The following is a 22,705-nucleotide window of genomic DNA, read 5'->3' on the forward strand; positions in this document are numbered from 1 at the left end:
GCGCGACCAGAAACCTCGCTGTGAATCAGCGAGGTTTTTTTATGGTCGATGGCGCGCGGCCAAGCCGCCTACTACCTACTACAGACACACGGGTTCCGCCTCCAGCTCGACGCCGAAGCGCTCGAGCACGTCGCGCCGAATCGCGTGCGCGAGCGCGAGCACGTCGGCGCCCGACGCGCCGCCGCGATTGACGAGCACGAGCGCCTGCCGCTCGTGAACGGCCGCCGCGCCGAGCGCGCGCCCCTTCCATCCGCAGCGGTCGATGAGCCAGCCGGCCGCGAGCTTCACTCGACCGTCGGGCTGCGGATACGACACGACGCCCGGCTCGCTCGCGCGCAGCGCGGCGAACGCCTGCGCGTCGATCACCGGATTCTTGAAGAAGCTGCCCGCGTTGCCGAGCTCGAGCGGATCGGGCAGCTTCGCGCGGCGGATCGCGACAACCGCGTCGAACACGTCGCGCGCGCTCGCGCGGCTCGCGTCGATCCCGCGCGCGGCGAGCTCGCGCGCGACGTCCGCGTAGCCGAGCCGCGGCGTCCACGCCTTCGGCAGCCGGAACGTCACCGACACGATCGCGAAACGGCCGTGCCCTTCCCGCTTGAAAAAACTGTCGCGATAGCCGAACGCGCAGCGCTGCGCGTCGAATTCGACGATCTCGCCCGTTGCGAGCTCGACCGCGCGCAGCGACGCGAAATGTTCCTTCATCTCGATCCCGTACGCACCGATGTTCTGAATCGGCGCGGCGCCCACCGTGCCCGGAATCAGCGCGAGATTCTCGAGCCCGGGCATCCCTTCGGCGAGCGTCCATTCGACGAACGCATGCCAGTTCTCGCCGCCGCCCGCCTCGACGAACCACGCGCCTTCGTCTTCGCGCACGAGCGCGCGGCCGCGAATCTCGTCGAGCAGCACGAGGCCGTCGAAGTCGCCCGTGAACACGACATTACTGCCGCCGCCGAGCACGAGCACGTCGAGCCCCGCGACGCGCGGATCGCGCGCGAGCGAAGCGAACTGCGCGGGCGAGCCGATCCGCGCGGCAAGGCGCGCGCGCACGTCGAAGCCGAACGTGTTGTGCGCGCGCAGCGGAAAATCGGGAATCAACTGAACGGAGGAATCGGGACGGGACATCGGCATTCGCGGTTGCGCCGGCACACGGTCAAATCCGCGGCCTTGGGCAAATCTAGGGGCGCCGGTAAAATGGCGGTCAGTCCGCAATTATAGCGAGTGCCCGCGCGCAGGCCGCGCGCGGCACGCCCTACAGGAGAATGCCATGCCATCGTTCGACGTCGTTTCCGAAGCGAACATGATCGAAGTGAAAAACGCAGTCGAGCAGTCGAACAAGGAAATTTCGACCCGCTTCGATTTCAAGGGCTCCGACGCGCGCGTCGAGCAGAAGGAGCGCGAGCTCACGCTCTACGCCGACGACGACTTCAAGCTCGGCCAGGTCAAGGACGTGCTCATCGGCAAGATGGCGAAGCGCAACGTCGACGTGCGCTTCCTCGAATACGGCAAGATCGAGAAAATCGGCGGCGACAAGGTGAAGCAGGTCGCGACGATCAAGAAAGGCGTGTCGGGCGACCTCGCGAAGAAGGTCGTGCGCATCGTGAAGGACAGCAAGATCAAGGTGCAGGCGAGCATCCAGGGCGACGCGGTGCGCGTGTCGGGCGCGAAGCGCGACGATCTGCAAAGCGTGATCGCGCTGCTGCGCAAGGAAGTGGCCGATACGCCGCTCGATTTCAACAATTTCCGCGACTGAAGGCGGAAGGATGTTGGCCGCGGAAGTCGGCGGTCGTGGGGCTCGGCGGTCGTGGGGCTCGGCGGTTGCGGAACTCGCTCGTCGTGCGGCTCGCCGGTCGTCTAACTCGCCGATCGTGTAACTCGCCGGCCATATCGCGGAGGACGGCTTCGATTCGGCGGGCGCTGACCGTGACGGGATCGGGCATCCAAGAGATCGGCGTGCCGCTCGTCTCGCCGCACGACGCCGCATGACGCCACAACGACCGCCGCGTCGCTCGCGGCGTGACGAACGGCAGGATGACCGGGCCGAATCGACCGCATGCCACGTTCGCCGGGCAATCAGTCGCCGGCGCCGCGCAAGCCCTTCCGTCATATGCGTTTCGGCATTCGCGTTCGACATTCGATGCCGTCGAGCGATCCGCATCGCAGCAGCGACGAATGCGCGAGCGCGCCACGCGTGCCGTTCGGTCCCGCGCGCATTCGCACGCATTCATACGCATTCGCACGCCGCTTGCGCGAGCTGTGGCATCGATCGTTCGCGAACGCAGTCGACGTCCGAATCCGAAACGCACAGGCCGCCATCGCAGCGCCGCCGTGACGGCGCCGATCGCGTTCGGCCCGATGGGTCGGGCGCCGGCACGCGCCGCGTGCCTCATCCCAGCGCACGGGCCGGATTGGCGCGACTCACGCGCCCGTCTTCTTCTGCCCGATCCGGCTTTCCTCGCCGGCGAGGAGCTTCGAGATGTTCGAGCGATGCCGCCAGATCAACAGCACGCTCATCGCGAGCACCGCCCAAGCCACCGGATTGTTGCGCGTGCCGAACAGGAACACGTCGAAAACCGGCGCGAACACCGCGGCGACAAGCGCCGCGAGCGACGAATAGCGGAAGAAGAACGCGACGATGAGCCAGGTCAGCGCGGTCGCGAGGCCGAGCACCGGATGCACGGCGAGCAGCACGCCTGCCGCGGTCGCGACGCCCTTGCCGCCCTGGAAGCGGAAGAACACCGGGTACAGGTGGCCGAGAAACACGGCGATCGCCGAAAGCGCGACGCCGATCTCGCCGCCGATGCCCAAGCGCCTGACGAGCCAGACTGCGAGCCAGCCCTTGAACGCATCGCCGACGAGCGTGAGGATCGCGGCCCCCTTGTTGCCGCTGCGCAGCACGTTGGTCGCGCCGGGGTTTTTCGAGCCGTACGAGCGTGGGTCGGCGAGCCCCATCGCGGCGCTGACGACGACGGCGAACGACACCGATCCGATCAGATAGGCGGCGACGGTAGCGAGCAGGATCTGCATGCGAAGGACTCTTGTTTCAACGTATGGATGGATTGAACGGCCTCGATCGCGAAGCCGCGGCGGCGCTCATTCTACCGAAGCGGCGCGGCGCGCCACGCGGGTGAAACCCTCAGTCGACGCTCGCGCATTGCACGGGCCGCGCGTTCAGCAGCGTCGTCAGCACCACGGGCGCAACGCTCACGAGATAGCCGCGGCGGCCGCCGTTCAGGTAGATCGACGGCAACTCGAGAATCGACGATTCGACGTAGACGGGCATCGCCTTCTTCGTACCGAACGGCGACGTGCCGCCGACGAGGTAGCCCGAATGCCGGTTCGCGACTTCCGGCTTGCACGGTTCGACGCGCTTCGCGCCGATCTGCCGCGCGAGATTCTTCGTCGACACCGTGCGATCGCCGTGCATCAGGATGACGAGCGGCTTCGCGTGCTCGTCCTCCATCACGAGCGTCTTGACGACAGCGTGCTCGTCGACGCCCAGTTGGCGCGCCGACTCGGACGTGCCGCCGTGTTCGACGTACTCGTAGACGTGCTCGTCGAACGCGACGCCGTGTCGGCGCAGGAACTGCGTCGCGGGCGTTTCGGAAACGTGTTTGGATTTGCTCATGTGCGCATTTTAATTGCAGGCGGCGCGCGGGACTATTGTCCGAATGGCAGATTGTCCGCGCGACGGACGCATGGCACGATCGTCGCCACACGGTCGGCAACTGCGCGGCACCGCGCTCGCGCCGATCAACCGGAGATACCATGACGACCCAATTCACCGCCGGCCCGACGATCGACGTCGACGCGCTGCTCGCCGCCCTGCCGCCGCGAATTGCGGCGCTGCCCGCGCGCATCGCCGAACACGCGCCCGATCACGTCGCGCTGATCGAGGACGCGCGCGCGCTCACGTACGCGCAGCTTGCGCGCGCGATCGACGCCGCGGCCGACCGGCTGCGCGCGCTCGGCGTGCAAGCCGGCGACCGCGTGATGATCGTCGCGGAGAACAGCGTCGCGCAGATCGTGCTGCTGCTCGCCGCGACAAGGCTCGACGCATGGGCGATCACATCGAACGCGCGCCTCGCGGCAGCCGAGCTGGAAGCGATCGCCGCACACGCGCGACCGCGCCTGATCGCGTTCGTCACCGGCACGTCGCCCGATGCAAGCGCGCACGCCGAACGCAGCGGCGCGCAGCCGGCCGCGCCGCTCACGCCCGACATCGGCGCGTGGTCGTACACGATCGATGCGAACGCGCGCGCAGAGCCGGTCGAAACCGACGCCGCGCACCAGTGCGCGGCGCTCATCTACACGACCGGCACGACCGGCGCGCCGAAGGGCGTGATGCTGTCGCACCGCAACCTGCTGTTCGTCGCGGCCGTGTCGAGCACACAGCGGCGCGTCGCGCCGACCGACGTCGTCTACGCGGTGCTGCCCGTGTCGCACGTCTACGGGCTCGCGTCGGTATGCCTCGGCAGCCTCTATGCGGGCGCGACGCTCAGGCTCGCGCCCCGCTTCTCGCCGCAGGCATTGCGCCGCGCGCTCGTCGACGAGTGCGTCACGATTTTTCAGGGTGTGCCCGCGATGCACGCAAAGCTGCTCGAGCATCTGCGCACGCACGGGCACGCGTGGCGCGCGCCGCATCTGCGCTTCATCTACTCGGGCGGCTCGCCGCTCGACGCCGATCTGAAGGCGCGCGTCGAACGTGTCTACGGCCTGCCGCTTCACAACGGCTACGGAATGACCGAAAGCAGCCCGACGATCACGCAAACGCCGATCGACGCGCCGCGCGCCGATTGCTCGGTCGGCGTGCCGATCCCGGGCGTCGCCGTGCGCCTCTGCACGACGTGCGGCGCCGACGTCGCGCCGGGCGAAGTCGGCGAGCTGTGGGTGCGCGGGCCGAACGTGATGCTCGGCTACTACCGCGATCCGGAAGGCACGCGCGCGGCCGTCACGGCGGACGGCTGGCTGAAGACGGGCGACCTCGCACACGCGGGCGACGACGGCGCCGTGACGATCGCCGGCCGCAGCAAGGAGCTCATCATTCGTTCGGGCTTCAACGTCTATCCCGCCGAAGTGGAGCAGGCGCTGAACGCGCATCCGGACGTCGTCCAGTCGGCCGTGATCGGGCGCGCGATCGAAGGCAACGAGGACGTGATCGCGTTCGTCGAGCTCGCGCCGAACGCGGCCGCGACCGAGGACGATCTGAAAGTCTGGTGCGCGACGCGCCTCGCGCCGTACAAGCGCCCCGCGCGAATTCGCACGCTCGCCGCGCTGCCGGCCGCGTCGACGGGCAAGGTGCTCAAGCACCGGCTGCGCGAGATGCTATGACGAAACGCGGCCCGCGCGCCGCACCGGCGGCCGGCGCGTGCGGCCCGCGAGCCATCGGATATCCCGCGGCTGCGAAACGCCGAATTCGCACGCGATGCGCGCCTCGATGCGTCTGATACATCGAACTCATCGGACGTATCCGATGTATCCGATGCGAACGCCCACCGCCCTCGCAACCGCACCGTGCAAGCCTCATCCGCGCGGATGATGCGCCGCATGCAGCGTCTTCAACCGCTCGCGCGCGACGTGCGTGTAGATCTGCGTCGTCGAGATGTCGCTATGGCCGAGCAGCAGTTGCACGACCCGCAGGTCCGCGCCGTGGTTCAGCAGATGCGTCGCGAACGCGTGCCGCAGCGTGTGCGGCGACAGATGCGCGCGAACTTCCGCCTGCTGCGCGTGGCGCTTGATGATGTTCCAGAACTGCTGGCGCGTCATGCCGTCGCCGCGCGCGGTCACGAACAGCGCATCGGCCGCGCGCGCGCCGAGCAGCGCGGGCCGCGCGTCGCGCAGATAGCGCTCGATCCAGCCGTGCGCGACTTCGCCGAACGGCACGAGCCGCTCTTTCGAGCCCTTGCCCGTCACGCGCACGACGCCCTCGTTCAAGCCGACCTCGACCGTCTTCAGCGTGACGAGCTCGCTCACGCGCAGCCCGCTCGCGTACATCAGCTCGAGCATCGTGCGGTCGCGCAAGCCGAGCGGCGTGTCGACGTCCGGCGCGGCGAGCAGCGCCTCGACTTGCGCCTCGGACAGCGTCGACGGAAAACGCGGCGCCTGCTTCGCCGACGCGATCCTGAGCGTCGGATCGACAGTCGCGCGATGCTCGCGCACCGCCCAGCCGTAGTAGCGCCGAAACACCGACAACCGGCGATTCGACGACGTCGCCTTGCCGTCGCTGCGCGCCGCGATGTAGCCCGTCAGCATCGGCTCGCTCGCATGATCGACGCTCACCGCGTGCCGCGCGGCCAGCCACTGCGCGAAGAGCTGCAGATCGCGCCGGTACGCATCGAGCGTGTTGCGCGACAGCCCGTGCTCGAGCCACATCGCATCGCAGAACAGATCGATCGACGCTCGGCTGTCGACCCACGCGGGCGACGCGGCCAGTTCGCCGGACGGACGGTCCGCCGACGGCGCAAGCGCGCGCTCGGCATCGGCGGCCGCCATGTCGGCCTCGGGAACCCGTGCTGCGCGCGCCATCAGTACCGCACGCCCTCATGCGCGAGCAGCCAGCGCTTGACCTTGAGGTAGTAGCCTTCGTCGTCGTGGTTCGCGAAGCCGCCGATCCCGCCCGACGCGACAACGCGGTGACACGGGATCACGAGCGGAAAATAATTCGCCCCGCATGCCTGGCCGACCGCGCGCGGCGCGCTGCCGATCTGCTTCGCGAGCTGCCCGTAGGTCAGTACGACGCCGGGCGCAATCGCGCCGATCGCGCTCCACACGCGATGCTGGAACGGCGTGCCGACTTCCGCGAGCGGCAGGTCGAAACCGGCCGACGCGCGCTCGAAATAACGCTCGATCTGGCGCACGGCCCGTTTCGCGAGCGTCGTGTCCGGCGCAACGCTCTTCATCGATTCGGGCAAATAGACGATCTCGCGCACGACCGACGCATCGGTGCGAATGCCCATCTTGCCGAACGGCGCATCGATTACCGCGTTGAACATCGTTGTCTCCAGAAAGGGGCGCGCACGCACGACGCGCCGGCCGCCCGCCAAACCGTCACTTTACGCCGCCTTCACGCGGCGCGCAGCGCCCAGTCGACGTGCTCGCGCACGAGCGCGGACACCGACGGGTCGCCCGAGCGCGCGCGCAGCGCCGCGACGATCGCCGCGCGCGCGGCAGGCTCGACGCTGCCGGGCGCCGCGCGCAACGCATTGCCGAGGCCCACCGCGAGATTGCGCTGCCAGCGCTCATAGCCGATCCGGCGAATCGCGCTGCCCTGCATGCGTTCGTCGAATTGCTCGGCAGTCCAACCGAACAGCTCGACGAGCGATGCGCGATCGAGCCCGTGCCGCACGTCGAAATCGGCAACGGGCGCAGCCTGCGCGAACTTGTTCCACGGGCACACGAGCTGACAGTCGTCGCACCCGTACACGCGATTGCCGATGAGCGGGCGCAGCGGCTCGGGGATGCTGCCGTGCAATTCGATCGTCAGATAGGAGATGCAGCGCCGCGCGTCGACGCGGTACGGCGCGACGATCGCGCCGGTCGGGCACGCGCCGATGCAGCGCGTGCAACTGCCGCAGTGCGCGCCCGGCGTCTCGGGCGCGAGGTCGGGCGCAGTCTGCGCATCGGTCGGCAGCGGCACGTCCACGTAGATCTCGCCGAGGAAGAAGAACGAGCCCGCGTCGCGCTGCAACAGCAGCGTGTGCTTGCCGCGCCAGCCGACGCCCGCCTTCTGCGCGAGCTCGACTTCGAGCACGGGCGCCGAATCGGTGAACACGCGATGGCCGAACGCGCCGATCTCGGCCTCGATCCGCTCGGCGAGCGTCTGCAGCCGGTTGCGCAGCACCTTGTGATAGTCGCGGCCGCGCGCGTAAACGGACACGACGGCCGCCTGCGGATCGGCGATGCGCGCCGCCTCGCGCGCGCGCCAGTCGCGCCGAGCGCCTGCGGAGCCGGACGCGTCGCCGAGCGTCGCGGCGGGCAGATAGGCGAGCCGCGCGGAGATCACGCGTCGCGTGCCGGCCACAAGTTCGGCCGGCCGCGCGCGTTTCATCCCATGTTTGGCCATATAATCCATCTCGCCGTGGCATCCGGCTTCCAGCCAGGCGGCGAGCCCTGCTTCGGCATCCGAGAGATCGGTATCGCTGATGCCGATCGCCCCGAAACCCAATTCGCGCCCCCACGCCTTGATGCGCGACGCGAGCTCGGCGAGCTTCGCATCGTCGAGGCGAGACGGCGCGGCGCGCCCGTCGTGCGAGGGGCGCGCATCTGCGACTGCGAGTTCCGGAATTCGGTTCATCGCTCTATTTTACGAGAATGCCCGAGCAGCCTAGCCACGCGCATGCCGCGCCCACCCTGCCCGCTCCGCTCGCCGAGCGCACGCTCGCGCTCGCCGACGAAGCGGCGACGATCGCGTTCGGCGAACGCCTCGCGCACGCGCTCGACGCGATGCGCGAAGCGCGCGCCGCCGCGCACGCGTTCGACGGCCTCCAGATCCAGCTGCACGGCGATCTCGGCGCGGGCAAGACGACGCTCGTGCGCGCGATGCTGCGCGGCCTCGGCCACGCCGGCCGCGTGAAGAGCCCCACCTACACGCTCGTCGAGCCGTACGCACTCGCGCGTTCCGATGGGGAACTCGAGGTCTATCACTTCGATCTGTACCGTTTTAGCGATCCGGCCGAATGGGCCGACGCCGGCTTTCGCGAGTATTTCAATTCCGGCGCGATCTGCATCGTCGAATGGCCGCAGCGGGCGGGCGCGCTCCTCGGCGTGCCGGATCTCGTGTTCTCGCTCGAGGTGGACGGCGAAGGCCGGCTCCTCACCGCCCGGGCGTACAGCGCATCAGGAAAGGCATGTCTCGAAAGATGTTGATCAAACCGTTCCGCTCGATCGAATCGGCGGCCACCGCGACCCATAACTGGCGACGCCGGCAGATCCTGCGCGCCGGCGCGTCGACGCTCGTGCTCGGGCTCGCGCTGCCGCGCCTCGCGCACGCGAGCTCCGTGCTCGGCGTGCGCGTGTGGCCCGCGCGCGACTACACGCGCGTGACGATCGAATCGGACCAGCCGCTGCAGAACACGCAGCAGTTGCTGCAAGGGCCGGACCGGCTCGTCGTCGACCTGAACGGCCTCGAGCTCGACCAGGCGCTGCGCGACCTCGTATCGAAGATCGCGCCGAACGATCCGCAGATCCAGTCGGTGCGGGTCGGCCAGTATCAGCCGCACGTCGTGCGGATGGTGTTCGACCTGAAGGGCTCGGTGAAGCCGCAGGTGTTCACGCTGCCGCCCGTCGGCACCTACAAGTACCGGCTCGTGTTCGACCTGTATCCGGCCGTCGCGCCCGATCCGCTGTCCGACCTGATCGCGCAGACGGAACGCAAGGAGCAGCAGTTGAACGACACGCTGCGCGCGCAGCAGGCGCAGCCGCCGACGGCCGCGCTCAACGGCCCGACCGCCGCGCCGCCCGCCGCGACCGACAACAGCGACGCATTCTTCCAGCGCTTCGCGCAGAACGGCCCGCCGCCCGCGCACGCGGCGCGCCCGGCGCCCGGCGCCGCCGCCAATCCGCCGCTCGCGCAAACGCCGCCGCCCGTCGCGCCGTCGCGGCCCGCGGTCAAGCCGCCGCCCGTCATCGCGCGCAAGAACGACGACGACGATTCGGGCGACGCCGACACCTACGCGTTCACCGCGCCGAAGTCCGGCCGCGGCACCGTGCGCCTGCTGACGGTCGCGATCGATCCGGGCCACGGCGGCGAGGACCCGGGCGCGATCGGCGGCGGCGGCACGTACGAGAAGCACGTCGCGCTCGACATCGCGAAGAAGCTGCGCGCGAAAATCGACGCCGCGCCGAACATGCGCGCGATGATGACCCGCGACGCCGACTTCTTCGTGCCGCTGAACGTGCGCGTGCAAAAGGCGCGGCGCGTCGGCGCGGATCTGTTCGTGTCGATCCACGCGGACGCGTTCACGACGCCGTCCGCGCGCGGCTCGTCGGTGTTCGCGCTGTCGGATCACGGCGCGTCGAGCGCGGCCGCGCGCTGGCTCGCGAACAAGGAGAACTCGTCGGATCTGATCGGCGGGATCAACATCAAGACGCAGGACGTCGCGGTGAACCGCGCGCTCTTCGACATGTCGACGACCGCGCAGATCCGCGATTCGCTGCGCTACGGCAACTACGTGCTGCGCGAAGTCGGCGGCATCAACAAGCTGCACAAGGGCTCGGTCGAGCAGGCGGGGTTCGCGGTGCTGAAAGCGCCCGACATTCCGTCGATCCTCGTCGAAACCGCGTTCATCAGCAATCCGGACGAAGAGCGCCGGCTGAACGACGACGCGTACCGCGACCAGATGGCCGACGCGATCTTTCGCGGGATCAAGCGCTATTTCGCGGCGAATCCGCCGCTCGCGAAGAGCCGGATGACGTAAGCCGCGGGCGCGGCGGGCGGCGGGCGGCGGGCGACGCCGTGGCCGCGCCGCCCGTCGTCTCCATGCAAGCGGGACGCCCGCGCGCCGGCTCCGTTTCTTCTTCCGAGCGGCCCGACGCGCATCGCTTCACGCGTATCGATTCGCGCTGCTTCGCACATCACGCGCGTCGCTTCGCACACGTCGCTTCACGCGCGCCGATTCACACGGCCGGCTCGCGTCGCGCTGACTCGACGCTCAACGGCCGTCAAGTCGACCTGCCGTCGATGCCGTCGACGCCGGCCGTCGACGCTAACGAATCGCCACGCGCAACCGTCAATTTCGAACGATCTCCGCCATTCGCTGTCGCCGATGCCGATGCCGATGCCGATGCCGATGCCGATGCCGATGCCGATGCCGATGCCGATGCCGATGCCGATGCCGATGCCGATGCCGATGCCGATGCCGATGCCGATGCCGATGCCGATGCCGAGCCGATGCCGAGCCGATGCCGAGCCGAGATCGGCCGATGCGCTGATCGGCCGATCCCGCCGCGATTGCCGAACCGGCGCGCCCGCCGCACGTCGCCGAGCCGCACCCCACCTTTGCCCTGCCTGCTTACTCGCCCATCGCAGCCGAAACCCGCGCCGCGCTCAAGACGCCGCCGCGAAGAACCGCCGCACGACGCGATCGCCGAACACGTTGACCGCGAGCCCGGCCATCACGAGCGCGGCGCCCGCGAGCTGCGCGTGCGTGAGCTGCTCGCCGAGCAGCAGCGCCGACGACGCGAGGCCGACGACCGGCACGAGCAGCGAGAACGGCGCGACCTGCCCGGCCGGATAACGCGACAGCAGGCGGCTCCACAGCCCGTAGCCGAGCAGCGTCGCGACGAATGCGAGATAGACGACCGCGAAAATCGACGCGCCCGACAGCGACGTCAGCGCGGCCTCGATCCGCTGCGGCCCCTCGAACCAGTACGACAAGACGAAGAACGGCACGGGCGGCACGAGGCTCGCCCAGACGACGAGCGACACGAGATCCACCTTGCCGATCCTCTTCGTCACGACATTGCCGAGCGCCCACAGCGCCGCCGCGCCGATCGTCAGCAGGAAACCCGCGAGCGTCATGCCGCGGCCGCCCTGCACGGCGATCGCGACGAGGCCGATCGCGGCGATCGCGAGGCCCGCGAGATTCTGCGCGCGCAGCCGCTCGCCGAGCACGAGCATCGCGAAGAACAGCGTGAAGAACGCCTGCGCCTGCAGCACGAGCGACGCGAGCCCGGCCGGCATCCCGACGTACATCGCGGAAAACAGGAACACGAACTGGCCGAGCAGGATCGTCGATCCGTACAGCGCGAGGAGCCGCCACGGAATCTGCGGCCGGCGCACGAAAAACACCGCGGGCACCGACGCGAGCAGGAAGCGCAGCCCGCCGAGCAGCATCGGCGGCACGCCGTGCAGCCCCACCTTGATCACGACGAAGTTCACGCCCCACGCCAGGATCACCACCAGCGCCAGCAACAGGTCTTTCGGGGCCATCGTCGTCTCCATGCGTTTTTTTTGCGCGAATCGTCGAGTCTACCGGCGTTTCGCCAAGCTTGCAGACGGCGGCGGCGGCGGCGGCGCGCGCGTGCGCGCCGCCGCATCCGCCGCGACGCCGTTACAATGGACCGCATCCCCCATCCGCCGCACGAACACTCAAAACGCCCCGAACGCTTCGAACGCCTCCCGCCATGACCGACTCGATCAAAGCCCTCCTGAAGCCGCACGTCCGCGACATCGGCAACCTGACCGTGCGCCGCACGCTGCCCGCGCTCGCCGCGCGCACCGTCGGCCCGTTCATCTTCTTCGACCACATGGGCCCCGCCGCGCAGCCGCCGGGCGCGGGCCTCGACGTGCGCCCGCATCCGCACATCGGCCTCGCGACCGTCACCTACCTGTTCGACGGCGCGATCATGCACCGCGACAGCCTAGGCTCCGTGCAGAAGATCGTGCCGGGCGACGTCAACTGGATGACGGCCGGGCGCGGCATCGTCCACTCGGAACGCACGCCCGACGACGAGCGCGCGCGCGGGCAAACGGTGCACGGCATCCAGACCTGGGTCGCGCTGCCGCTCGAGCACGAAGCCCGCGAGCCGTCGTTCGAGCATCACGCGGCCGCGACGCTGCCGAAGCTCGAGCGCGACGGCGTCGCGCTGACGGTGATCGCGGGCGACGCGTTCGGCGCACGCTCGCCCGTCACGACGTTCTCGCGCACGCTGTACGTCGCGGCCGCGTTCGCGCCGGGCGCCTCGCTCGCGCTCGACGCCGATCACGAAGAGCGCGCGGTGTATCTCGTCGACGGCGACCTGACGGTCGACGGCGCGCCGCTCGAGGCCGCGCAGATGGCCGTGCTCGCGCCGGGCGCACGGATTGCGCTCGCGAGCGCGGGCGGCGCGCGCGCGATGCTGCTCGGCGGCGACAAGCTCGACGGCGAGCGCTTCATCGAATGGAATTTCGTCGCGAGCTCGCGCGAGCTGATCGAGCGCGCAAAGCGCGCGTGGACGGCGCAGGAGATGGGGACCGTACCCGGCGAAGCCGACTGGATCGCGCTGCCCGAGCGTCGCGCGCATTGAAAAAACGGCCGCGCACCCTCACTGTGCATCCACCTACCCTAACGAGGACGCCATGGACACCACGCTCGCCACTTTCGAACGAGACGTCATCGAAGCATCGCTTGCCGCCCCCGTGCTGGTCGATTTCTGGGCTCCCTGGTGCGGCCCGTGCAAGACGCTCGGCCCGCTGCTCGAAAAGCTCGAGCGCGAGTACGAAGGCCGCTGGAAGCTCGTCAAGGTGAACGTCGACGAGAACCAGGAGCTCGCCGCGCACTTCCAGACGCGCAGCATTCCGCACGTGATCGCGTTCGCGGACGGGCGTCCCGTCGACCAGTTCGTCGGCGTGCTGCCCGAAGGGCAGCTGCGCGCGTTCCTCGACCGCCTCGTGCCCGCGCCCGACGAGGCCGAGCGCCGCGCGGCGCAGGTCGCGCTCGCCGAGGAGCGGATCGACGACGCGATTTCGCACCTCGAGAACGCGCTCGCGCTGAATCCCGGCTATGACGAAGCGCGCCTCGATTTCGTCGAGCTGCTGCTCGCGCTGAACCGGATCGACGACGCGCGCGCGGAAACCGCGCGCCTGTCGCCGCAAGCGACGGGCGGCGCCGACGCGCGCTACCAGGCGATCAAGACGCGCTTCGACGCGCTCGACGCGACGGCCGATCTGCCCCCGACCGACGCGCTCGAAGCGCGGATCGCGAGCAACCCCGGCGATCTCGAAGCGCGCTTCGACCTCGCGCAGAGCCTGATCGCGCGGCGCGCGTACGAAGGCGCGCTCGAGCAGTTGCTGGAAATCGTCCGGCGCGACCGGACGTTCGGCGACGACGTCGGCCGCAAGACGATGATTTCGGTGTTCGAGCTCGCGGCGGACGAGCCCGCGCTCGTATCGGCGTGGCGGCGCAGGCTGAGCGCGGCGCTGAACTGACCAAACGGGTAACGACAAGCTAAGGCCGGAGCGGCCATGCGGCGGCGCGCGCGTTGCGCGTCCGCCGCTTTTTTCTTTCGGCGGGATTGCGCGGCGGTCGCTCGGTCGTTGCTCGGCCGTCGCTCGGTCGTTGCGCAGCAGAATTGCGCGAAGGTTGCGCCGCCCGGCGCTGCATGTGCGGCGAAGGCGCGCACGCCGGCGTGAGGCCGACGGTGCGCGCCGCGCGTCGTGCGTGCGCGCCGCCAACGCCATTTCAACGAACACCGAAGGCAAATCCGGCGGCGCCAGCCGGCCACCGCGGGCGTTACCGCCCCGCCTGCCCCGCCTGCCCCGCCCGCGCCGCCTGCGCCGCGAGCGCCCGCAGCGCGTGCGCCGCCGCCGCGAACCCGAAGCTCGCGGTCACGCACACGCTCGAACCGAAGCCCGCGCAATTGAGCCCCGTCGGCCCGGGCGCGTGCGCGTGCGTCGCCGTGTGCTGCGCGACGTCGTCGACGTCGCACACGGCCGCCTCCGGATAGATGAGCGGCTCGTCCGAATAGACGGCGCTCACCTTGAATTTCGCTTTCGGCCCGCGCGGAAAGCCGTGCTGCTTGCGCAACTGCGCGCGCACCTTCGACAGCAGCGGGTCCTGGATCGTCTGCGCGAGATCGTCGATCCGGATGCGGGTCGGATCGAGCTGCCCGCCCGCGCCGCCGACCGTGACGAGCGGCTGCCCACGCGCGACGCACCACGCGATCAGCGCCACCTTCGTGCGCACGCTGTCGATCGCGTCGACGATGTAATCGAAGCCGCCGCCGAGCAGCGCGTCGAGATTGTCCGGCTCGACGAAATCCTCGATCCTCACGACCCGGCAAGCCGGATCGATGAGCGCGATCCGCTCGGCCATCGCGTCGACCTTCGGCTTGCCGTAGTTGCCGTCGAGCGCGTGGACCTGCCGGTTCGTGTTGCTTTCAGCGACGTTGTCGAGGTCGATCAGGGTCAGTTCCCCGATAGCGCTGCGCGCGAGCGCCTCGGCCGCCCACGAGCCGACGCCGCCGATGCCGATCACGGCGACGCGCGCGCGCTCGAACGCGGCGAGCGCGCCGGCGCCGTAGAGCCGCGCGACGCCGCCGAAGCGCCGCGCCCGATCGGCGTCAAGCTGCCCGGATGGCTGCGGAGTAAGATCGTGAGGCGTCGCAATGGCGTCGGTACGTGACATACAAGCTGAACGAAAGGCGAGGGACAGCCCGCTATTTTGCCTGATCGGCCGGCGGCGAACACACGCCGAACCACTGCAACGCAGGATTTTTCCACCTTCGCTATACTGGCCCCGATTGAGCGTTCGCACACCAATGACGACACTTGCCGATCTCCGCACCAACTACTCCCGCGCGTCGCTCGACGTCGCGGACGTGAACCCGAATCCGTTCGTCCAGTTCGACGTCTGGTTCAAGGAAGCGCTCAGCGCGCAACTGCCCGAGCCCAACACGATGACGCTCGCGACCGTCGACGAATCCGGCCGGCCGTCCGCGCGGATCGTCCTCATCAAGGGCGTCGACGAGCGCGGCTTCGTGTTCTTCACGAACTACGAGAGCCGCAAGGGGCGCGAACTCGCGCGCAACCCGCACGCGGCGCTCCTCTTCTACTGGATCGAGCTCGAGCGGCAGGTGCGCGTCGAAGGACGCATCGAGAAGACGAGCGAAGAAGAAAGCGACCGTTATTTCGCATCGCGGCCGCTCGGCTCGCGCATCGGCGCGTGGGCGTCCGACCAGAGCGCGGTGATCGAGAACCGGGCGTCGCTCGAAGCGCGCGAGAAGGAAATCAGCACGCGCTTCGGCGAAAATCCGCCGCGCCCGCCGCACTGGGGCGGCTACCGTCTCGTGCCGAGCTCGATCGAATTCTGGCAGGGCCGCCCGTCGCGGCTCCACGACCGCCTGCTGTACGCGCGCGATGGCGCGTCGGCGAGCGGCTGGAAAATCTCGCGCCTCGCGCCGTAACTCGCCGCGGCGCGCCCGCGTCCGCCCTGCCGTGCATTTCGTTTTGCTCGCGGGCGGCCGGCGTTTTAGCACGCCGGCCGCCCGCCCGACAACTTGGCTGTATTTCGTTTCAACGAACAAAAGGGGATTCCAAATGTTCTGGGAAAAGAAACTGGCACAGTGGGCGGACGAAGTACGGGAGACGTCGAACATTCCGGCGCGCCTCGTCCTCTGGAACGGACAGCAACTCGATTTCGGCACGTTCGCCGCGCCGCAGGTGACGCTGAAGGTCAACAACGCGTCGGCGCTGCCGCTGCTGCTCGAGCCGAGCCTCGACAATCTCGGCGAGGCGTACGTGAAGGGCAAGATCGACATCGAAGGCAAGCTCGCCGACATCATCAACATCGGCTATTCGCTCGCGCGCAGCACGGTGACGAACGCGAGCAAGCTCGCGCGCGTGCGGCGCTACTTCAACCACTCGAAGAATTCCGACAAGAAGGCGATCCAGTATCACTACGACGTGTCGAACGCGTTCTACAAGCTGTGGCTCGACGAGAACATGGTCTACTCGTGCGCGTATTTCGAGAACGGCGACGAAGACCTCGGCACCGCGCAGATCAAGAAGATCGACCACATCCTCACGAAGATCCACGTGCAGCCGGGCCAGCGCCTGCTCGACATCGGCTGCGGCTGGGGCGCGCTCGTGCTGCGTGCGGCGGGCAAGTTCGGCGCGCGCTGCGTCGGCGTCACGCTTTCGCAGAACCAGTTCGATCTCGCGACCGAGCGCGTGAAGCGGGCGGGCCTCGAAGACAAGATCGAGATCCGGCTGCAGGACTATCGCGACGTCGAAGGCCAGTTCGACCGGATCACGAGCGTCGGGATGTTCGAGCACGTCGGCCGCAAGAACCTGCCGCTCTACTTCTCGCGCATCCGCGAGCTGCTCGCCGACGACGGCGTCGCGATGAACCACGGCATCACGTCGACGGACGCGGAAAGCGGCGAGACGGCGCTCGGCGGCGGCGAGTTCATCGACCGCTACGTGTTCCCGGACGGCGAGCTGCCGCACATCAGCCTCGCGCTCGAAGCGGCGCAGCGCGGCGGGCTCGAGGCGATTGACGTCGAGAGCCTGCGGCGGCACTATGCGCGCACGCTCGACATCTGGACCGAGAACTTCGAGGCGAAGGCCGAGGAAGCCAGAAAGCTCGTCGACGACGAAAAATTCCGCATCTGGCGCGTGTACCTGGCCGGCTGCGCGTATGCGTTCGAGCACGACGACGTGTCGATCTTCCAGATCGTGTGCCGCAAGGCCGGGCAGAGCGCGAAGACGCTGCCGTGGTCGCGGCGCTACATGTACCAACACGCGCTGCCGCGCTAGAAGGGCGGCGCCTTTCAGCGATGACGGATGGGTGACGGCAGCACGCGGCGCAAACCTGCGCCGCCGACACGACAAGAAGACGCGCAAGGCGATCAGTTCGACCTGTTCGGGGCGCAGCCGCTGCCGCCTGCTTCGCCGGGCCCTGCTTCGCCGTCCTCGTCCTCGTCAGATTCCGCGTCAGGCGCGAAGCGCAAGCGCGCACCGGGCGGCAAGCCGCGCGACGCGAAGCGCGACGCGGCGTCAAGCGATACGCCGCCGGCCGCCGCGCGGACTGCCGGGCCCGCGGCCGACGCCGGTACAGACGCGGGCGACGGTGCGAACGGCGGCCGCGATGCCGATGCCGACGCCGACGCTGATCCCCAACCCGGAACGGAAGCCGACCGCGCCGACGCACCGGCCGACGCCGACGCGACGCCCACGCTCCCCGGCTTCGACACGCCGCGTCCCGCCCCGCCGAAAAAGCGCGCACGCCGGCGCGGCGTCGCGCCCGCCGCGATCTCGGACGACGTCGCCGCCGCCGCGCGCGAGCTGCCGCCGCGCGTGCGGCTCGGCACGTCGTCGTGGTATTTCCCCGGCTGGAAGGACATCGTCTACGGCGACGACTACGCGCAGTCGAAGCTGTCGCGTGAAGGCCTCGAAGCGTACGCCGCGCATCCGCTTTTGAAGAGCGTGAGTCTCGACCGCTCGTTCTACGCGCCGCTCACGGTGGCCGACTATCTGCGCTATGCGCAGCAGGTGCCGGACGATTTCCGCTTCGTCGTCAAGGCGCCGGCGCTCGTCACCGACGCCGTGCTGCGCGGCGCGCGCGGCGAGCCGACCGGCCCGAATCCGGCGTTCCTGAACGCGCGGCTCGCCGCCGACGAATTCGTGCGCCCGTGCCTCGAAGGCCTCGGCAACAAAGCGGGCGCGCTCGTGTTCCAGTTCCCGCCGCTGCCCGACACGCTGCTCGCCGATCCGGCCGCGCTCGTCGATCGCCTGAGCGCGTTCCTCGGCGCGCTGCCGCCGCTGCCGGACGATCCGGACGGCCCGCGCTACGCGGTCGAGATCCGCGACGCGAGCCTTTTGACGCCGCGCTTCATCCGCGCGCTCGCGGCGGCGGGCGTGCGCTACTGCGTCGGGCTGCACGCGAAGATGCCGGACCCGCTGCGCCAGGCGGCGGCGCTCGCGCTCCTCGACGGCGATCCGTCGGGCCCGCTCATCGTGCGCTGGAGCCTGCACGGCGGCTTCAAGTACGAACAGGCGAAGGCGAAGTACGAGCCGTTCGACCGGCTCGTCGACGAGGACCCGCACACGCGCTCGGCGCTCGCCGAACTCGCGGCGCGCTACGTGCTCGCGGGGCAGCCGGTGCTCATCACCGTGAACAACAAGGCGGAAGGGTCGGCGCCGCTGTCGTGCATCGCGCTCGCGAAGGAAATCGCGGCCGCGTGCGCGCGCTGGCGCAGCGAGGCGGCGTAGCGCGCGGCGGCGGCGCCCGCGCCGTCACGCGCCGCGCGACTTCAGCCGATGCGCGAACTTCTGCCGAAACTTCGCGAGCTTCGGCCCGATCACGACCGCGCAGTAGCCCTGCCCCGGATGTTGCGCGTAGTAGTTCTGGTGATACGCCTCCGCGGGCCAGTAATTGCCGTTCAGCGGCCCGACTTGCGTGACGATCGGATCGTCGTACAGCTTGTCGCGCTCGAGCGTGCGGATCACGTCGAGCGCGGTGTCACGCTGCGCGTCCGAGTGCGTGAAGATCGCCGAGCGGTACTGCGTGCCGACGTCGTTGCCCTGGCGGTTCAACTGCGTCGGATCGTGGGTCGCAAAGAAGATTTCGAGGATGTCGCGATAGCCGATCCGGCTCGGATCGAACGTCACGTTGACGACTTCCGCGTGGCCCGTGTCGCCGTCGCACACGTCGTGATAGCCGGGGTTGCGCGTGTGGCCGCCCGCATAGCCCGATTCCACGGCCGTCACGCCGTCGATGTCGAGAAACACCGCTTCCTGGCACCAGAAACAGCCGCCGCCCAGCGTCGCGACTTCGTTCGTTGCTTCGCTCATATCGGTTTCCTTTCGTTCGTTATGTTCGTTACGTGCGTTTCGCACGCCGCGCGCGGACGCGCTCGAAGCGCATGCGCCAAGCATCGCCGCGCGCCGCATCGTTGCGGCGGCCGCACGCGCGTTCGCGCCGCGCCGGCACGCGCCGTTCGCACATCGACGCGCGCCGCATTCCGCGAAAAATGTGGCATCGACCACTCGCCGGGCGCGACGGCCCGTCGCAGCGCCGCGCGATTCCGCTAAAATCGGTCCCAACCAGACGAATATTCCGATGACCGTCCTGCTCACTTCCCGCCATTGCGCATTCGGCGCCGCCGCCCGTTCCGCTCACCGCACCACGCCTTCGTCGCTCGAGGCCGTCACACGATGAAACACGCACAGGCCAGCCCGCCGAACTTCGACGCCGCCGCGTTCCGCCAAGCCCTCAGCCAGTTCGCGACCGGCGTGACCGTCGTCACGACGCGCGCGCCGTCCGGCCAGTTGATCGGCATCACCGCGAGTTCGTTCAACTCGGTGTCGCTCGATCCGCCGCTCGTGCTGTGGAGCCTCGCGCACAAGTCGGCGTCGATGCCGGTGTTCCGCACGAACAGCCATTATGTCGTCAACGTGCTCTCCGCGTCGCAGCACGATCTGTGCATGCGCTTCGCGACGCTCAAGGGCAACCGCTTCGAAGGCGTGTCGCACGCGGCGGGCGACACCGGCATGCCCGTGCTCGACGGCGCGCTCGCGTGGTTCGAATGCCACAACCGCAGCCGCTACGACGAAGGCGACCACGTGATCTTCGTCGGCGAGGTCGAGCGCTGCGGCGTGCACCCCGACGCCGCGGCGCTCGCGCCGCTCGTGTTCCAGAACGGCGTCTTCCACCGCCTCACAAAGCTTTGACGGCGCCCGTGCGCGCGAGCGCGACGGGCGGCCCCGCCTCGTCCTTCAGCGTCTGCAGCACGATGTTCGAGCGGATATCGAGCACGCCGGGCGCCTTGTACAACTGGTTCAGCACGAAATCGGAGTAGTGCTTCAGGTTGTGCGCGAGCACGCGCAGCAGGTAGTGCGTCTCACCCGTCACGACGAACGCGCCGACCACCTCCGGCCACTCGCGCACCGCCTCCGCGAAGCGCTCGTGCCATTGCGTCTGGTCGTTGCGCATCGACACCTGCACGAACGCCTCCAGCTCGAACCCAAGCTTCTCGCGGCTCAGGCACGCGCGATAGCGTTCGATCACCCCCTGCTCTTCGAGCAGCCGCATCCGCCGCAGGCAGGCGGACGGCGACAGCGCAATGCGCTCGGCCAGATCGAGGTTGCTGATCCGTCCTTCCTGCTGAAGGACCGCGAGAATACGGCAATCGGTTGCGTCCAGCGTGATCGCATGCATTTTTGGTCTCCGTTTTAGATCTAATTCGAATTATCTGCCATATTGGTGGATTGTCCATGCTTATTTCGCAAGCACTTGCTTCGCGTGTTTGCCTATCATGCGAAGCATTCGAGGCTCTTCGACAACGCATGGACACGATCTGGGACATCTCCCCGTCAATCGCCCCCGCGACGCCCGTCTGGCCGGGCGACACGCCCGTCGGCGTCGAGCGCGTGTGGCGCATGGAGGCGGGCTCGCCCGTCAACGTCGCGCGCGTCACGCTGTCGCCGCACACGGGCGCGCACGCGGACGCGCCGCTGCACTACGACGCGAACGGCGCGCCGATCGGCGCGGTGCCGCTCGACGCGTATCTCGGGCGCTGCCGCGTGATCCATTGCATCGGCGCGAGCCCAGTCGTCGCGCCCGACGACGTACGCGCGGCGCTCGCCGGCGCGCCGCCGCGCGTGCTGCTGCGCACGTACCGGAACGCGCCGCAGCGCGCGTGGGACAGCGCGTTCTGCGCGGTCGCGCCGGAAACGATCGATCTGCTCGCCGCGCACGGCGTGCGCCTTGTCGGCATCGACACGCCGTCGCTCGACCCGCAGGAATCGAAGACGATGGACGCGCACCACCGCATTCGCGCGCATCGGATGGCGATTCTCGAAGGCCTCGTGCTCGACGACGTCGCCCCCGGCGACTACGAGCTGATCGCGCTGCCGCTGAAGTTCGCGACGCTCGACGCGAGCCCCGTGCGCGCGGTGCTGCGCGCGCTGCCCGGCGCGCCGCGCTGACGCGCTCGCATGGCCCCTTTCCCCAACCAGGTTCGACATCATGAAAACACGTGAAGAAGCGCTCGCGCTCGACCGCGACGACCCGCTCGCGTCGCTGCGCGACCAATTCGCGCTGCCCGGCGGCGTGCTCTACCTCGACGGCAATTCGCTCGGCGCGCAGCCGCGCGCGGCGGCCGCCCGCGCGCAGCAGGTGATCGGCGCCGAATGGGGCGAAGGCCTCATCCGCAGTTGGAACACGGCCGGCTGGTTCGCGCTGCCGCGCCGCTTGGGCGACAGGCTCGCGCCGCTCATCGGCGCGGCGCAAGGCGAAATCGCGATTACCGACACGATCTCGATCAACCTGTTCAAGCTGCTGTCCGCGATGCTGCGCCACCAGGCGCGGCATGCGCCGAAGCGGCGCGTGATCGTGTCGGAGCGCTCGAACTTCCCGACCGATCTGTACATCGCGCAGGGCCTGATCGCGCAGCTCGATCGCGATTACGAGCTGCGCCTGATCGACGATCCCGCCGACCTGCCCGACGCGCTCGACGACGAAACCGCGGTCGCGATGATCACGCACGTGAACTACCGGACGGGCTACATGCACGACATGCCGTCCGTCACGCAGACGGTCCGCCAGGCCGGCGCGCTGATGCTGTGGGATCTCGCGCACTCGGCGGGCGCCGTGCCCGTCGATCTGAACTGCGCGCTCGCGGACGGCGCTGTCGGCTGCACGTACAAGTATCTGAACGGCGGCCCCGGCTCGCCCGCGTTCGTCTGGGTGCCGAAGCGCCATCAGCAAGCGTTCGAGCAGCCGCTGTCCGGCTGGTGGGGCCATCGCGCGCCGTTCGCGATGCAGCCCGCGTTCGAGCCCGATCCGGGCATCGCGCGCTTTCTGTGCGGCACGCAGCCGATCGTGTCGATGGCGATGGTCGAATGCGGGCTCGACGTATTCGCGCAAACCGACATGCACGCGATTCGCCGCAAGTCGCTCGCGCTGACCGATGCGTTCATCGCGCTCGTCGAATCGCGCTGCGCGGGCCAGCCGCTCAAGCTCGTCACGCCGCGCGCGCATCATCAGCGCGGCTCGCAGGCGAGCTTCGAGCATCCGCACGGCTACGAAGTGATGCAGGCGCTGATCGCGCGCGGCGTGATCGGCGACTATCGCGAGCCGCACATCCTGCGCTTCGGCTTCACGCCGCTCTACACGCGCTTCGTCGACGTGTGGGACGCGGTCGAGACGCTGCGCGACATTCTCGAAACCGAAGCCTGGCGCGCGCCGGAATTCGCGACGCGCGCCGCGGTGACCTGATCCGGCGC

22 protein-coding genes are annotated in these 22,705 nt (G+C 69.1%); 12 read left to right on the forward strand and 10 right to left on the reverse strand.

Annotated features, from left to right (window positions below; all coding sequences use genetic code 11):
* Positions 1-78 precede the first annotated feature (78 nt).
* The gene (gene murB / locus WT60_RS15895) at positions 79-1,128 is read right to left on the reverse strand and encodes a UDP-N-acetylmuramate dehydrogenase (protein WP_059643533.1); all 1,050 of its coding nucleotides are present in this window, start codon (positions 1,126-1,128) and stop codon (positions 79-81) included.
* Positions 1,129-1,264: 136 nt separating this feature from the next.
* On the opposite strand from murB, the gene WT60_RS15900 reads away from it, so the two are divergent.
* Complete coding sequence (locus tag WT60_RS15900) at positions 1,265-1,750, forward strand: YajQ family cyclic di-GMP-binding protein (RefSeq protein WP_038752114.1); 486 nt, start codon at positions 1,265-1,267, stop codon at positions 1,748-1,750.
* Positions 1,751-2,415: 665 nt separating this feature from the next.
* On the opposite strand, the gene plsY is transcribed toward WT60_RS15900, so the two are convergent.
* Together plsY and ybaK are read right to left on the reverse strand one after the other, a co-directional pair.
* On the reverse strand, positions 2,416-3,024 hold the full coding sequence (plsY, locus tag WT60_RS15910; protein ID WP_038752120.1) for a glycerol-3-phosphate 1-O-acyltransferase PlsY: 609 nt from the start codon (positions 3,022-3,024) through the stop codon (positions 2,416-2,418).
* 109 nt (positions 3,025-3,133) lie between these two features.
* Positions 3,134-3,625: a Cys-tRNA(Pro) deacylase gene (ybaK, locus tag WT60_RS15915; RefSeq protein ID WP_038752123.1), complete on the reverse strand. Its 492-nt coding sequence runs from the start codon at positions 3,623-3,625 to the stop codon at positions 3,134-3,136.
* Positions 3,626-3,765: 140 nt separating this feature from the next.
* Here ybaK and WT60_RS15920 point away from each other — a divergent pair, with 140 nt between their 5' ends.
* On the forward strand, positions 3,766-5,328 hold the full coding sequence (locus tag WT60_RS15920) for an AMP-binding protein (RefSeq protein WP_060356353.1): 1,563 nt from the start codon (positions 3,766-3,768) through the stop codon (positions 5,326-5,328).
* A gap of 192 nt (positions 5,329-5,520) precedes the next feature.
* On the opposite strand, the gene xerD is transcribed toward WT60_RS15920, so the two are convergent.
* From xerD to queG, 3 genes are all read right to left on the reverse strand, one after another.
* A complete protein-coding gene (xerD, locus tag WT60_RS15925) occupies positions 5,521-6,522 on the reverse strand; it encodes a site-specific tyrosine recombinase XerD (RefSeq protein WP_059581425.1) in 1,002 nt (333 codons plus the stop codon).
* Positions 6,522-6,989 carry a methylated-DNA--[protein]-cysteine S-methyltransferase gene (locus WT60_RS15930; RefSeq protein WP_059581421.1) on the reverse strand — a complete coding sequence of 156 codons (468 nt, stop codon included), beginning with the start codon at positions 6,987-6,989 and terminating at the stop codon, positions 6,522-6,524. Before WT60_RS15930 ends, xerD begins: the two co-directional genes overlap by 1 nt.
* Positions 6,990-7,060: 71 nt before the next feature.
* The gene (gene queG / locus WT60_RS15935; protein ID WP_038752134.1) at positions 7,061-8,290 is read right to left on the reverse strand and encodes a tRNA epoxyqueuosine(34) reductase QueG; all 1,230 of its coding nucleotides are present in this window, start codon (positions 8,288-8,290) and stop codon (positions 7,061-7,063) included.
* A gap of 17 nt (positions 8,291-8,307) precedes the next feature.
* Here queG and tsaE point away from each other — a divergent pair, with 17 nt between their 5' ends.
* Entirely contained in the window at positions 8,308-8,862 is a 555-nt protein-coding gene (tsaE, locus tag WT60_RS15940; RefSeq protein WP_038752136.1) for a tRNA (adenosine(37)-N6)-threonylcarbamoyltransferase complex ATPase subunit type 1 TsaE, read from the forward strand.
* Entirely contained in the window at positions 8,856-10,412 is a 1,557-nt protein-coding gene (locus WT60_RS15945) for an N-acetylmuramoyl-L-alanine amidase (protein ID WP_059581412.1), read from the forward strand. Before tsaE ends, WT60_RS15945 begins: the two co-directional genes overlap by 7 nt.
* A gap of 629 nt (positions 10,413-11,041) precedes the next feature.
* Here WT60_RS15945 and WT60_RS15955 read toward each other — a convergent pair.
* On the reverse strand, positions 11,042-11,926 hold the full coding sequence (locus WT60_RS15955) for an EamA family transporter (RefSeq protein WP_038750875.1): 885 nt from the start codon (positions 11,924-11,926) through the stop codon (positions 11,042-11,044).
* A gap of 194 nt (positions 11,927-12,120) precedes the next feature.
* Between WT60_RS15955 and WT60_RS15960 the strand changes: the two genes are divergently transcribed.
* Both WT60_RS15960 and trxA read left to right on the forward strand, forming a co-directional pair.
* The gene (locus tag WT60_RS15960; protein WP_038750783.1) at positions 12,121-13,002 is read left to right on the forward strand and encodes a pirin family protein; all 882 of its coding nucleotides are present in this window, start codon (positions 12,121-12,123) and stop codon (positions 13,000-13,002) included.
* Between the two features lie 52 nt (positions 13,003-13,054).
* Positions 13,055-13,903: a thioredoxin gene (gene trxA / locus WT60_RS15965; RefSeq protein ID WP_059581400.1), complete on the forward strand. Its 849-nt coding sequence runs from the start codon at positions 13,055-13,057 to the stop codon at positions 13,901-13,903.
* 304 nt (positions 13,904-14,207) lie between these two features.
* Here trxA and tcdA read toward each other — a convergent pair whose 3' ends face one another.
* On the reverse strand, positions 14,208-15,101 hold the full coding sequence (gene tcdA, locus WT60_RS15970; RefSeq protein ID WP_059581397.1) for a tRNA cyclic N6-threonylcarbamoyladenosine(37) synthase TcdA: 894 nt from the start codon (positions 15,099-15,101) through the stop codon (positions 14,208-14,210).
* A gap of 133 nt (positions 15,102-15,234) precedes the next feature.
* On the opposite strand from tcdA, the gene pdxH reads away from it, so the two are divergent.
* The 3 genes from pdxH (at position 15,235) to WT60_RS15985 (ending at position 18,688) form a co-directional block, all read left to right on the forward strand.
* Positions 15,235-15,879 carry a pyridoxamine 5'-phosphate oxidase gene (gene pdxH, locus WT60_RS15975; protein WP_038750791.1) on the forward strand — a complete coding sequence of 215 codons (645 nt, stop codon included), beginning with the start codon at positions 15,235-15,237 and terminating at the stop codon, positions 15,877-15,879.
* A gap of 133 nt (positions 15,880-16,012) precedes the next feature.
* Entirely contained in the window at positions 16,013-17,233 is a 1,221-nt protein-coding gene (locus WT60_RS15980) for a cyclopropane-fatty-acyl-phospholipid synthase family protein (protein ID WP_038750794.1), read from the forward strand.
* A gap of 27 nt (positions 17,234-17,260) precedes the next feature.
* Positions 17,261-18,688: a DUF72 domain-containing protein gene (locus WT60_RS15985; protein WP_060356369.1), complete on the forward strand. Its 1,428-nt coding sequence runs from the start codon at positions 17,261-17,263 to the stop codon at positions 18,686-18,688.
* Between the two features lie 24 nt (positions 18,689-18,712).
* Here WT60_RS15985 and msrA read toward each other — a convergent pair whose 3' ends face one another.
* Positions 18,713-19,270: a peptide-methionine (S)-S-oxide reductase MsrA gene (msrA, locus tag WT60_RS15990; protein WP_059581389.1), complete on the reverse strand. Its 558-nt coding sequence runs from the start codon at positions 19,268-19,270 to the stop codon at positions 18,713-18,715.
* Positions 19,271-19,633: 363 nt separating this feature from the next.
* Between msrA and WT60_RS16000 the strand changes: the two genes are divergently transcribed.
* Positions 19,634-20,149: a flavin reductase family protein gene (locus WT60_RS16000; protein ID WP_038750802.1), complete on the forward strand. Its 516-nt coding sequence runs from the start codon at positions 19,634-19,636 to the stop codon at positions 20,147-20,149.
* On the opposite strand, the gene WT60_RS16005 is transcribed toward WT60_RS16000, so the two are convergent.
* Positions 20,136-20,636, reverse strand: coding sequence for an Lrp/AsnC family transcriptional regulator (locus WT60_RS16005; RefSeq protein ID WP_038750805.1), 501 nt, complete (start codon positions 20,634-20,636; stop codon positions 20,136-20,138). The two genes, WT60_RS16000 and WT60_RS16005, sit on opposite strands and share 14 nt — an antisense overlap.
* 128 nt (positions 20,637-20,764) lie before the next feature.
* On the opposite strand from WT60_RS16005, the gene kynB reads away from it, so the two are divergent.
* Positions 20,765-21,406 carry an arylformamidase gene (gene kynB / locus WT60_RS16010; RefSeq protein WP_059581385.1) on the forward strand — a complete coding sequence of 214 codons (642 nt, stop codon included), beginning with the start codon at positions 20,765-20,767 and terminating at the stop codon, positions 21,404-21,406.
* A gap of 40 nt (positions 21,407-21,446) precedes the next feature.
* Positions 21,447-22,697 carry a kynureninase gene (kynU, locus tag WT60_RS16015; RefSeq protein WP_060356368.1) on the forward strand — a complete coding sequence of 417 codons (1,251 nt, stop codon included), beginning with the start codon at positions 21,447-21,449 and terminating at the stop codon, positions 22,695-22,697.
* The last annotated feature ends 8 nt before the right edge of the window (positions 22,698-22,705 follow it).

The sequence above is a fragment of the Burkholderia sp. MSMB617WGS genome (assembly GCF_001532025.2).
GTDB lineage: Bacteria > Pseudomonadota > Gammaproteobacteria > Burkholderiales > Burkholderiaceae > Burkholderia > Burkholderia savannae.

Excerpts from the sequence above, each read along its gene's own strand:
- murB (WP_059643533.1), bottom strand. The coding sequence starts at position 1,128 with ATGCCGATGTCCCGTCCCGATTCCTCCGTTCAGTTGATTCCCGATTTT.
- WT60_RS15900 (WP_038752114.1), top strand. The coding sequence starts at position 1,265 with ATGCCATCGTTCGACGTCGTTTCCGAAGCGAACATGATCGAAGTGAAA.
- plsY (WP_038752120.1), bottom strand. The coding sequence starts at position 3,024 with ATGCAGATCCTGCTCGCTACCGTCGCCGCCTATCTGATCGGATCGGTG.
- ybaK (WP_038752123.1), bottom strand. The coding sequence starts at position 3,625 with ATGAGCAAATCCAAACACGTTTCCGAAACGCCCGCGACGCAGTTCCTG.
- WT60_RS15920 (WP_060356353.1), top strand. The coding sequence starts at position 3,766 with ATGACGACCCAATTCACCGCCGGCCCGACGATCGACGTCGACGCGCTG.
- xerD (WP_059581425.1), bottom strand. The coding sequence starts at position 6,522 with ATGGCGCGCGCAGCACGGGTTCCCGAGGCCGACATGGCGGCCGCCGAT.
- WT60_RS15930 (WP_059581421.1), bottom strand. The coding sequence starts at position 6,989 with ATGTTCAACGCGGTAATCGATGCGCCGTTCGGCAAGATGGGCATTCGC.
- queG (WP_038752134.1), bottom strand. The coding sequence starts at position 8,290 with ATGAACCGAATTCCGGAACTCGCAGTCGCAGATGCGCGCCCCTCGCAC.
- tsaE (WP_038752136.1), top strand. The coding sequence starts at position 8,308 with ATGCCCGAGCAGCCTAGCCACGCGCATGCCGCGCCCACCCTGCCCGCT.
- WT60_RS15945 (WP_059581412.1), top strand. The coding sequence starts at position 8,856 with ATGTTGATCAAACCGTTCCGCTCGATCGAATCGGCGGCCACCGCGACC.
- WT60_RS15955 (WP_038750875.1), bottom strand. The coding sequence starts at position 11,926 with ATGGCCCCGAAAGACCTGTTGCTGGCGCTGGTGGTGATCCTGGCGTGG.
- WT60_RS15960 (WP_038750783.1), top strand. The coding sequence starts at position 12,121 with ATGACCGACTCGATCAAAGCCCTCCTGAAGCCGCACGTCCGCGACATC.
- trxA (WP_059581400.1), top strand. The coding sequence starts at position 13,055 with ATGGACACCACGCTCGCCACTTTCGAACGAGACGTCATCGAAGCATCG.
- tcdA (WP_059581397.1), bottom strand. The coding sequence starts at position 15,101 with ATGTCACGTACCGACGCCATTGCGACGCCTCACGATCTTACTCCGCAG.
- pdxH (WP_038750791.1), top strand. The coding sequence starts at position 15,235 with ATGACGACACTTGCCGATCTCCGCACCAACTACTCCCGCGCGTCGCTC.
- WT60_RS15980 (WP_038750794.1), top strand. The coding sequence starts at position 16,013 with ATGTTCTGGGAAAAGAAACTGGCACAGTGGGCGGACGAAGTACGGGAG.
- WT60_RS15985 (WP_060356369.1), top strand. The coding sequence starts at position 17,261 with ATGGGTGACGGCAGCACGCGGCGCAAACCTGCGCCGCCGACACGACAA.
- msrA (WP_059581389.1), bottom strand. The coding sequence starts at position 19,270 with ATGAGCGAAGCAACGAACGAAGTCGCGACGCTGGGCGGCGGCTGTTTC.
- WT60_RS16000 (WP_038750802.1), top strand. The coding sequence starts at position 19,634 with ATGAAACACGCACAGGCCAGCCCGCCGAACTTCGACGCCGCCGCGTTC.
- WT60_RS16005 (WP_038750805.1), bottom strand. The coding sequence starts at position 20,636 with ATGCATGCGATCACGCTGGACGCAACCGATTGCCGTATTCTCGCGGTC.
- kynB (WP_059581385.1), top strand. The coding sequence starts at position 20,765 with ATGGACACGATCTGGGACATCTCCCCGTCAATCGCCCCCGCGACGCCC.
- kynU (WP_060356368.1), top strand. The coding sequence starts at position 21,447 with ATGAAAACACGTGAAGAAGCGCTCGCGCTCGACCGCGACGACCCGCTC.